Genomic DNA, 9,121 nt, shown 5'->3' on the forward strand with positions numbered 1-9,121 from the left:
GATATAATGCCGTTTTTCAGAAAAAAGATTTATGCCTGTGCCGGTTTTAATACAGTCTCCCTGGGTACGGGCAGAAAAGAGTTTCATCCGAAAAAACCCCGGCCGGGCATCGAACACTACATAAAAGAAGCAGGACTTGGTGCAATCAATCAGATTGAATCTCCTGAAGCCATCGATGAGGGGGTAATCGGAAATTTTATTGCGGCGCGATTCTGTAAACAGGGGAATCTTGGTGGTTTTTTCCCGATGGTCCATCCGACCTTCCAGTATAAGCCGTGCATCCGTGTCGAGGGTGCGTGTGATTCCGGCGGTCTGGCATTGGTCACTTCAATAAAGACGATTCTGGCGGACCTTGCAGATGTGGTTCTCTGTATTGGTGTTGAAGTGCAGAATTCTGTAAAGGCGATCTACGGTGCGGATTACTTGGCCGCTGCAGGCTGGTTCGCCGGAGAGAGAAAGAAGGGACATGCCTATTTCTTTCCTGATCAGTTTTCCCAGCGTGCCGGTGCCTGTTTTGAAAAGTTCGGCCAGGAACGGGTCCGCGCCGGTATGACTCAGTGGTATGTCAATGCAATCGAGAACGCCCGCAAGAATCCCAAGGCTCAGGAATATCATAATAAGAACCAGGACCTTTACAGTACAGGTATGACGCCGCCGAATCCCAAGGTCTTTTGTGAACACATCAATGTCTTTGATTGTTCAAAGGTCTCTGACGGCGGATCCGCCCTTATCTTTGCATCTGAAGAAGGATTGAAAAAGATCGGAGTGGAAAAGAAAGACGCGGTTGAGGTTATTGCATATGCCCAGGTTCAGGATAATTTGACCACGCCGCCGCCTGATTTGACAAAACTTACGACCTGCAGTATCGCGGCTCAGCGTGCCTATGAACGTGCCGGCATCAAGCCGGCTGACCTGAGTGTTCTGGAAGTCCACGATTGTTTCACGATAGCCGGACTCCTTGCAATAGAAGCCGCCGGTTTTGCTGAATACGGGGAAGGAGCGGATTTTGTGAAAGACGGTAACACAAAGGCGGACGGCGTGATTCCGACGAACCCGACGGGTGGACTGATCGGTTACGGTCATCCGACCGGTGCCACGGGTGTGCGTCAGGCGGTTGACGTCGTCCATCAGTTATCCGGTAAAGCCGGTGATTGTCAGGTGACGATCGATCCCAACCGACCATACGGTATGCTTTCCAGTATGGGCGGCAATGACAAAACCGTTGTGGCGATGATATTCAGGAAGGTTTAGATACGGCGGTGGTTCTCTTATGATCATCGGGTGCAAATTATATTACTTTGATACCATTGATTCAACCAATAAGTATGCAAAGACATTAATCGGCAAGGTTCCAGAAGGAACAGTGGTGCTTGCCGATCAACAGACCGACGGAAAGGGAAGATTGAACAAAAAATGGTATTCTCCGGAAGGCGGATTATGGATGTCCGTGATCCTTCAACCCGATGATACCACCCTCATTCCGATCGTCGCCGCCGTTGCGGTCTGCGAGACGCTCCATATGAACGGAATTCTTGCAGGCATTAAGTGGCCCAATGATATTCTTCTGAATCGAAAAAAGATCGGAGGTATTCTTACAGAACTTATCGACACCACGATCGTCCTCGGTATCGGTATCAATCTTAATATCCGTAAGTTCCCTCCGGAGCTCCGCACTGCGGCGAGTTCGGTGTTTATCGAAACGAAGAAGAGTCTGGAAAAGAAGATGGTCTATGATCTATTGTGTAAACAACTCGATGACTGCTACTTGATGCTTAAAAACAACCAGGTTTCTGAACTGCTGACAAAATGGCGGCACTACACGGTCTTGCTCGGCCAGCAGGTCACCATTGAGACAGGAGAAGGACGGTTGTTGGGCAGGGTGCTTGATATAAGCAATGACGGCGCCCTTGTGATTATGCTGCCGGACGGTAAGATCAAACGTATTGTCGGCGGTGTATGTCATCTGAGGCAGAAATGATACAGATTTATACGGGTAATGGAAAAGGAAAGACCACCGCCGCCCTGGGACAGGCGATGAGGGCGGCGGGCCACGGACTCAAAGTGATTATGATTCAGTTTATGAAAGGTAGGATCAATTACGGTGAATTGAAATCGGCTGAGCATCTGCCGAATTTCACGATCGAACAATACGGCAGACCTGATTTCGTCAATCCCGAGAAACCTGAGAAAGAAGATATCCGTCTTGCAAACAAGGGATTTCAGAGGGCGCGGGAGGTCGTGGAGAGCGGTGAGTATGATATGGTGGTCCTTGATGAGATAAACGTCGCCGTCGCCTTTGGTCTTATCAAGACGAGTGATGTTATCGAGTTGATGAAAAAGGCTCCCGAGACCCTGGAGTTGATTCTTACGGGACGCTATATGCCGACGGAGTTCTCTGAATATGCGGATTTGATAAGTGAGATAAAAGAGGTGAAACATCATTTTCAGAAAGGCGTCTGTGCCCGAAAAGGTATAGAATATTGAGACCGCTGACTCCTCTCCACTTTTTTATCATCCCTCCGCCCGCTCTTTTGTCATTCTGAAGGAGTCTGCCCGAGGCAGACGACTGAAGAATCTCAATGACTAATGACTGATAAAGATTCTTCGTTTCACTCAGAATGACAGAGAAAGAAGGCAAACTCAGACGTTGTCCTGAGGGTAACGAAGGAATGACGGAGAAAAAGAGTTTCTAAATAAAAAAGAAAAAAGTGGAGAGGTCAGTTGAGACCGATATTGACATTTTTTGTTCTTTAAGTAGAATTAACCAGGAGGTAAGATGATTGTTCCGACTGAAAAGATTTATGAAAGATTTGATAATAAATATAAAGCAGTGAATGTCGCCGCATTGGAGGCGAGAAAGTTGAAGGACGATCAGATAAAGGGTTTATTGCAGGAGCAGGTGAACCCAATATTTGAGGCGCTGCGGAAGTTGATAGCAGGAAAGATAAGGTATATTGAGTGAATATTGTACTTGGCATCACAGGTTCGATCGCCGCTTACAAAGCGCTGGAACTCATCCGTCTGTTTAGAAAAGAAGGCGCTGAGGTCAGGGTCGTCCTGACCGAATCGGCGCAGCATTTTGTCACCCCGCTCAGCTGTCAGACATTATCCGGCGCTGAGGTCTACCTCGAGCAGTTTGTGCTTACCCGGGGGATCAAGCATCTTTCTTTAGCTGAATGGGGGGATATACTGGTGATTGCTCCTGCAACCGCCAATATACTCGGCAAGGCATCAAGCGGCATCGGCGATGATCTTTTATCAACGGCTGTTCTTTCCTTTACCAAACCCGTTCTTTTCGTTCCGGCGATGGATAGCGGTATGTGGGAGAATCCGATCGTTCAAAAAAACGTGAAGATTTTGAAAGACGCCGGTTTTCATTTTCTGGAGCCCGGAGTCGGACCGCTCGCTTCAGGAAAGAGCGGTAAGGGCCGTTTTCCCCATATTTCTTTTATTCATAAAAAAATTCTTGCTTTGACAGCCGGTTATCAAGGACTTGGAGGCAGAAGGTTTTTGATCAGCGGCGGCAGGACTGAAGAGGATATTGACCCGGTGAGGGTGGTGACAAACCGTTCTTCAGGAAAGATGGCGAAGGAACTTATGTACGCCGTGATATGCCGCGGCGGTGAGGCACGGGGTGTCTTCGGTGGTGTGAGTATTCCTTTGCCTGAAGGTCTTTCCATCACGAGAGTGAGGATTTCCGCTGAGATGCTTGCAGCTTTAAAAAAAGACGTCAAATGGTGTGATTGTTTGATAATGTCCGCGGCTGTGGGTGATTACAGACCGGTGAGTTCATCACCGAAAAAGATCCATGATGAGAGATTAAAGATCAGTATGAAGAAGAACAGGGACATTCTTAAGGAATTGAAGAAATATAAGGGTGGCGGATGTTTCATCGGCTTCTCCTTAGAAGACAGGGAGCAGTTAAAATACGGCAGGAGGAAACTGCATGAAAAAGGATTGGATTTCATTGTACTCAATTCTTCAAAGGCGATCGCCGATGATCGAATAGACGCGCGGATATTAAAGAAGGACGGTTCGGTCGTTAAATGCACCGGTCTGAGCAAATGGGAATTGGCCAACAAAATTCTCGATGAGTATATAAAAGAATTTAATTGAATAGAATCATCATATAGATAGCAAATGGAAGAAAAACGCGTCCCTCCACATTCATTAGAGGCTGAAGAAGCAGTACTGGGGGCGGCTCTTTTAGACCCCAATGCCCTTCCCAAGATAATGGAGATCCTCAGGGAAGAACATTTTTATTCACCGGCGCATCAGAAAATTTACAGGGCGATCCTGGAACTGTTTAATGAGAACGTTACCGCGGATCTGGTGACTGTCACGGACTGGCTCAAGCAGAATAAGATGCTCGATAATATCGGTGGCCCCGAGTATATTTCGAATATCGTCGCCAATGTTTTGACGACGGCGAATGTTGAGCATCACGCACGGGTTGTGCTGGATAAAGCAATCAAAAGGACCATTATCCAGACTTCGATGGAATTGCTCAAAAACAGTTTTGAGGACAGCCAGAGCGCCGCCGAGCTCGTTGATTACGCCCAGAATTCAGTATTCCAGATTAAAGAGTTCGGGTTGCGTAAAGACCCCACCCATATACGAAGTTATATCACCGGTATACTCGAGTCGGCTGAAGCGATGCGCGGTGAGCGGATGATCACCGGTGTGGAGACGGGTTATTACAAACTCGATGAGATGACGTCGGGATTTCAAAAAGGGGACTTCATCGTCATTGCGGGTCGTCCGTCCATGGGGAAGACCGCTTTTGTTTTGAATATCGCTTCATATGCGGCGATCGAAAACAATGTACCCATCGGTATATTTTCACTCGAGATGTCCGGTGAAGCGCTGGTGCAGAGACTGCTCTGCAGTGAAGCGAAGGTCAGTTTGAGAAATCTGAGACGGGGTATGTTGAAGAATGAAGATTGGGTCAATCTCGCAACCGCGGCGGGTAATCTTGACAAAGCTCCTATTTATATTGATGATTCTGCTACACTCTCCATTTATGAGCTGAAAGCCAAATCAAGGCGTTTAAAGGCGGAACACGACATCCAGTTGATTATGGTCGATTATCTTCAGCTGCTGGAAGGGCCGAAGACATTCCGTACCACATCAAGGCAACAGGAAATTTCCGAAATATCGCGGGCGCTCAAAGGACTGGCAAAAGAACTGGATATACCGTTGATTGTGGTATCTCAGCTCTCACGGATGCCGGAGCATCGTAATGATAAGCGACCCCTGCTTGCGGATTTAAGGGAGAGCGGTGCAATCGAACAGGACGCCGACGTCGTGATCTTCATCTATCGGGATGAGGTGTACAATAAGGAGACAGAGAAAAAAGGAATCGCCGAAGTACACGTCGCCAAACAGCGTAACGGACCGACCGGCGTACTTGAATTGGGGTTTCAGGGTGATTATACATTGTTCGCAAATATAACATTCAGGGAAGAGGTTATTCCCGAAGAAGAGGAAGAAGAGTATGAACCTTTTTAGTATGATCGGCGATTTTTCGATCTTCTTTTTCCGGAGTCTCTTCATTCCGTGGAAGATAAGGGTGACAAAGTGGCGCATCCTGCAGCAGATATACTACATCGGAGTCGGTTCACTTCCGATTATCGTCGTGATTGCGACTTTCACCGGCCTGGTCTCCACGGTTCAGACATCTTATCAGTTGATCGGTACGGTACCGCGTTACATCCTCGGTGTCACGGTGGGACGTATGGTGATGATTGAATTGGGGCCGATCCTGACATCGCTCATGGTCAGTGGCCGCTGTGCATCGTCGATGGCCGCTGAAATCGGAACGATGAGGGTCACAGAACAGATCGATGCGCTCGAAACAATGGCGATTGATCCCTATCAATTCTTGAACCTGCCGCGTATCATCGGTACAATCATCGCCCTGCCCATCCTGACCGTTGTCTGCGAATTCATCGCCCTGGTTTCCGGCTCATTTTACGCCCATTATTTTCTTAATATTCCAATCAGTGTATTCAACTACGGACTCACCCACTATTTTTATCCCAAGGACTTTTTCGGCGGCCTGGTGAAGTCTCTGTTCTTCGCCCTGGTCATCGCAACCTCAGGGTGTTATTTCGGTTTCAAGGTGAAGGGTGGAGCAAAAGAGGTGGGTAAAGCGGCGACCTACGCGGTGGTCACCTCCTCGATATTGATCTTAATTTTGGACTTCCTTGTCGCACTGGTCGTGTTCGGATGATTAGAGTAAGGAATTTATCGAAAAGATTCGATTCACTTATTGTTCTTGATGATGTAAGTTTTGATGTTGAAGAAGCGAAGCTGGTTGTCATACTCGGTCCTTCAGGTACCGGTAAGACCGTGCTTTTGAAATCGATACTGGGATTGATTCCGGTGGACAGCGGTGAAGTTTATTTCGACGAGAGGGTCGTTCAATCTGCGGGCAAAAAAGAGTTATACGAGATACGAAAGGAGATCGGTTTCGTCTTTCAGGGAACGGCTCTTTTCGACTCGATGAATATTATGGATAATATCGCCTTGCCTCTGCTGGAACACACCAGGATGTCGGCTTCAGAGATAAAGAAGAAGGTTATGGATATTATGGAGATCATCGGTCTGCCCGGCAAAGAAGGGCTTTTTCCGCCGTCGCTCTCAGGAGGGATGAAACGGCTCGTCGCTGTTGGAAGGGCGCTCGCCCTTGATCCGAAATATATCTTTTACGATGAGCCGACCACCGGGCTCGATCCTGTCATGCGCGAGCGGGTGGTAGAATTGATTATCAATTTAAAGAGCAAATATTCCAAAAGCGGAATCGTCGTCACCCATGACCTCGATACTGCGAGAGCGGTGGGAGATGATATTTATATGTTGAAGAAAGGGAAGATTAATAAACTTAAAGAGATCGGAAAGGATATTTACAATGGCTAAACAAATAAAAACGACATTGGTCGGAATATTCATTATTGCAGGCATAATTCTTTTTGTCGTACTTTATACCTGGCTTTCCGGTAAGATAAGTATGAGAAATACTTATGATATAGTGGTCTATTTCCAGGATGTGACCGGTCTGAAGACAGGCGATCCGGTTTTGATCTACGGTATAGAGAAAGGAAAGGTTAAGGCGCTTGATATTGACAGCGGCAGGGTCCGTGTGGTTCTGGCTATTGAGCGTGATTTGATTCTTCCGGAAGATTCCAAGATCGCCGTTCGTTCGATCAGCTATATCGGTTCGGATAGATTCATAAAGATTACACCCGGCAAAGGAAGTAAAAAAGCCGTGGTCTATCAGGGTGAGAATGAAACCCTGGATCTTGAAGCCCTGATTCCTCAATTCGACAGTTTGATTTCTTTTATCAAAGAATTGAAGCCCGAAGAGCTGACGGATATGGTCACCCGATTGTCAAAGAGTATCGACAAAAGTATCAAAGAGCTTTCCAGTATGCTCAAACAACCGACAAAGAAGCTGGGCGACGTCGTTGATAAGATCGAACATGTGGTTGATGAGCTGGATTCCCTGTCTGTGCTTCTTAAGGGAGACGGCACCGTCGGCAGGCTTTTAAAATCCGACGAACTCTATCAGGAAGTCAGGGGGACAAATCAGGAGTTGAAGGAATTAATCAAAGATATCAGGGAAAACCCTCAGAAGTATATAAATGTAAAGATCTTTTGACGTTCATCAAGACGTCCTGTCTGTTCTAAGGAGCTGGAAAGGAGTTATGAAGACACAATTTATCTGCCAGAATTGCGGCGCATCGGCACCGAAGTGGCTTGGGAAATGTCCCTCCTGCGGTAAGTATAATACAATGGTTGAGGAGATTGTAGAAGTCCGACAGGGGACAAAAGCGAAAAGAGGGGTGCTGAAACCCGTCGCCCTGGCAGATGTTCCTTTTTTAAAGGAAGAACGTTACAATGTGGGTATTTCAGAATTGGACCGGGTGCTGGGTGGAGGATTTGTAAAGGGTTCTTTGATTCTGCTCGGCGGAGACCCGGGTATCGGAAAGTCCACTTTAATGCTGCAGATTTCTGCTCTTCTTGCACAATCAGGTAAAAAAGTTTTATATGTGAACGGCGAAGAATCGGCTTATCAGGTGAGAATGCGTGCAGAACGTTTACACGCCGACAGCAGAGGGATTGATATGCTTTCTGCCACTGAACTTGATTCTGTCCTTGAGTGTGCACGTCAGGCGGTACCCGATTTTATGGTTGTTGATTCAATCCAGACCGTCTATAAATCCAGATTGGCGTCGGCACCGGGCAGTGTCGCGCAGGTGCGGGAATGCGGCGGCGATTTGATGAGGTTTGCAAAAGAAAGGGGTGTAACAACGGTCATCATCGGCCATGTGACGAAGTACGGAGTGATTGCAGGACCGAAGACCCTCGAACACATCGTCGATACCGTACTCTATTTCGAAGGTGATAAGAATCAGCAATACAGAATCGTTCGGGCGATCAAGAACAGATTCGGCTCCACCAATGAGATAGGTGTTTTTGAAATGACCGAAACAGGTTTACAGGAGGTTCTTAATCCATCAAGCCTCTTTATCTCGGACTCGACCAATTCCGGTTCGGCGATCGTTTCGATAATGGAAGGTTCGAGGCCTTTACTCGTTGAAGTCCAGGCGTTGACGAGTCCTACTTTTTTCAACTATCCACAGCGTGTGACCACTGGGCTGGATTATAAAAGGCTCTCCATGCTGCTCGCTGTTCTTGAACGCAGAGCGGGAATGCGCGTTTACGGTGTTGATTGTTTTGTAAATGTCGTCGGAGGCATCAAAATTTCCGAGACTTCGACAGACCTCGGTATTATTCTCGCAATCGCGTCTTCTTTGAAGAACAGACCGATTCAAAGAGGGACCGTGGTGATAGGTGAGGTCGGTCTCGGCGGTGAGTTGAGGCCGGTTTACGGTATCGCCGCACGCCTGAAAGAGGCGGATAATATGGGATTCAAGATGGCGCTGGTTCCCCGCAAAAATGCGCAGGGCGGAAACGCCGGCCTTGAGGTCGTCGGTGTCGGTGATGTGCAGGAAGCAGTAAAGTATGCACTCGGGGAGTGAGACTGAGAGAAAATTTATTGAGGAAGAGATGAACCATATACCCACGGAAGCTATTCTTAGGAGGAAAAATGATA

At 47.5% G+C, this 9,121-nt stretch carries 10 protein-coding genes; all 10 read left to right on the top strand.

The window, feature by feature from the left end:
- Window positions 1-6: 6 nt before the first annotated feature.
- The gene (locus ENI34_06935) at window positions 7-1,251 is read left to right on the top strand and encodes a 3-ketoacyl-CoA thiolase (GenBank protein ID HEC78862.1); all 1,245 of its coding nucleotides are present in this window, start codon (window positions 7-9) and stop codon (window positions 1,249-1,251) included.
- Window positions 1,252-1,270: 19 nt separating this feature from the next.
- Window positions 1,271-1,978, top strand: coding sequence for a biotin--[acetyl-CoA-carboxylase] ligase (locus ENI34_06940; GenBank protein HEC78863.1), 708 nt, complete (start codon window positions 1,271-1,273; stop codon window positions 1,976-1,978).
- A complete protein-coding gene (cobO, locus tag ENI34_06945) occupies window positions 1,957-2,484 on the top strand; it encodes a cob(I)yrinic acid a,c-diamide adenosyltransferase (protein HEC78864.1) in 528 nt (175 codons plus the stop codon). Before ENI34_06940 ends, cobO begins: the two co-directional genes overlap by 22 nt.
- Window positions 2,485-2,776: 292 nt before the next feature.
- Window positions 2,777-2,962 carry a DNA-directed RNA polymerase subunit omega gene (locus ENI34_06950; protein HEC78865.1) on the top strand — a complete coding sequence of 62 codons (186 nt, stop codon included), beginning with the start codon at window positions 2,777-2,779 and terminating at the stop codon, window positions 2,960-2,962.
- On the top strand, window positions 2,959-4,116 hold the full coding sequence (coaBC, locus tag ENI34_06955; GenBank protein HEC78866.1) for a bifunctional phosphopantothenoylcysteine decarboxylase/phosphopantothenate--cysteine ligase CoaBC: 1,158 nt from the start codon (window positions 2,959-2,961) through the stop codon (window positions 4,114-4,116). The genes ENI34_06950 and coaBC overlap by 4 nt, the downstream gene beginning before the upstream one ends.
- Window positions 4,117-4,140: 24 nt before the next feature.
- On the top strand, window positions 4,141-5,511 hold the full coding sequence (gene dnaB, locus ENI34_06960; GenBank protein HEC78867.1) for a replicative DNA helicase: 1,371 nt from the start codon (window positions 4,141-4,143) through the stop codon (window positions 5,509-5,511).
- Window positions 5,498-6,235 carry an ABC transporter permease gene (locus ENI34_06965; GenBank protein ID HEC78868.1) on the top strand — a complete coding sequence of 246 codons (738 nt, stop codon included), beginning with the start codon at window positions 5,498-5,500 and terminating at the stop codon, window positions 6,233-6,235. The genes dnaB and ENI34_06965 overlap by 14 nt, the downstream gene beginning before the upstream one ends.
- Window positions 6,232-6,921 (top strand): ATP-binding cassette domain-containing protein, encoded by a 690-nt coding sequence (locus tag ENI34_06970; protein HEC78869.1) that lies wholly within the window; start codon window positions 6,232-6,234, stop codon window positions 6,919-6,921. The genes ENI34_06965 and ENI34_06970 overlap by 4 nt, the downstream gene beginning before the upstream one ends.
- Window positions 6,914-7,663: an MCE family protein gene (locus ENI34_06975; GenBank protein ID HEC78870.1), complete on the top strand. Its 750-nt coding sequence runs from the start codon at window positions 6,914-6,916 to the stop codon at window positions 7,661-7,663. Before ENI34_06970 ends, ENI34_06975 begins: the two co-directional genes overlap by 8 nt.
- Window positions 7,664-7,709: 46 nt before the next feature.
- Complete coding sequence (radA, locus tag ENI34_06980; GenBank protein HEC78871.1) at window positions 7,710-9,047, top strand: DNA repair protein RadA; 1,338 nt, start codon at window positions 7,710-7,712, stop codon at window positions 9,045-9,047.
- Window positions 9,048-9,121 lie beyond the last annotated feature (74 nt).

This window comes from candidate division WOR-3 bacterium, from assembly GCA_011052815.1.
Classification (GTDB): domain Bacteria; phylum Hydrothermota; class Tepidihabitantia; order SM23-42; family SM23-42; genus DRIG01.

Excerpts from the sequence above, each read along its gene's own strand:
- ENI34_06935 (HEC78862.1), top strand. The coding sequence starts at position 7 with ATGCCGTTTTTCAGAAAAAAGATTTATGCCTGTGCCGGTTTTAATACA.
- ENI34_06940 (HEC78863.1), top strand. The coding sequence starts at position 1,271 with ATGATCATCGGGTGCAAATTATATTACTTTGATACCATTGATTCAACC.
- cobO (HEC78864.1), top strand. The coding sequence starts at position 1,957 with ATGTCATCTGAGGCAGAAATGATACAGATTTATACGGGTAATGGAAAA.
- ENI34_06950 (HEC78865.1), top strand. The coding sequence starts at position 2,777 with ATGATTGTTCCGACTGAAAAGATTTATGAAAGATTTGATAATAAATAT.
- dnaB (HEC78867.1), top strand. The coding sequence starts at position 4,141 with ATGGAAGAAAAACGCGTCCCTCCACATTCATTAGAGGCTGAAGAAGCA.
- ENI34_06965 (HEC78868.1), top strand. The coding sequence starts at position 5,498 with ATGAACCTTTTTAGTATGATCGGCGATTTTTCGATCTTCTTTTTCCGG.
- ENI34_06970 (HEC78869.1), top strand. The coding sequence starts at position 6,232 with ATGATTAGAGTAAGGAATTTATCGAAAAGATTCGATTCACTTATTGTT.
- ENI34_06975 (HEC78870.1), top strand. The coding sequence starts at position 6,914 with ATGGCTAAACAAATAAAAACGACATTGGTCGGAATATTCATTATTGCA.
- radA (HEC78871.1), top strand. The coding sequence starts at position 7,710 with ATGAAGACACAATTTATCTGCCAGAATTGCGGCGCATCGGCACCGAAG.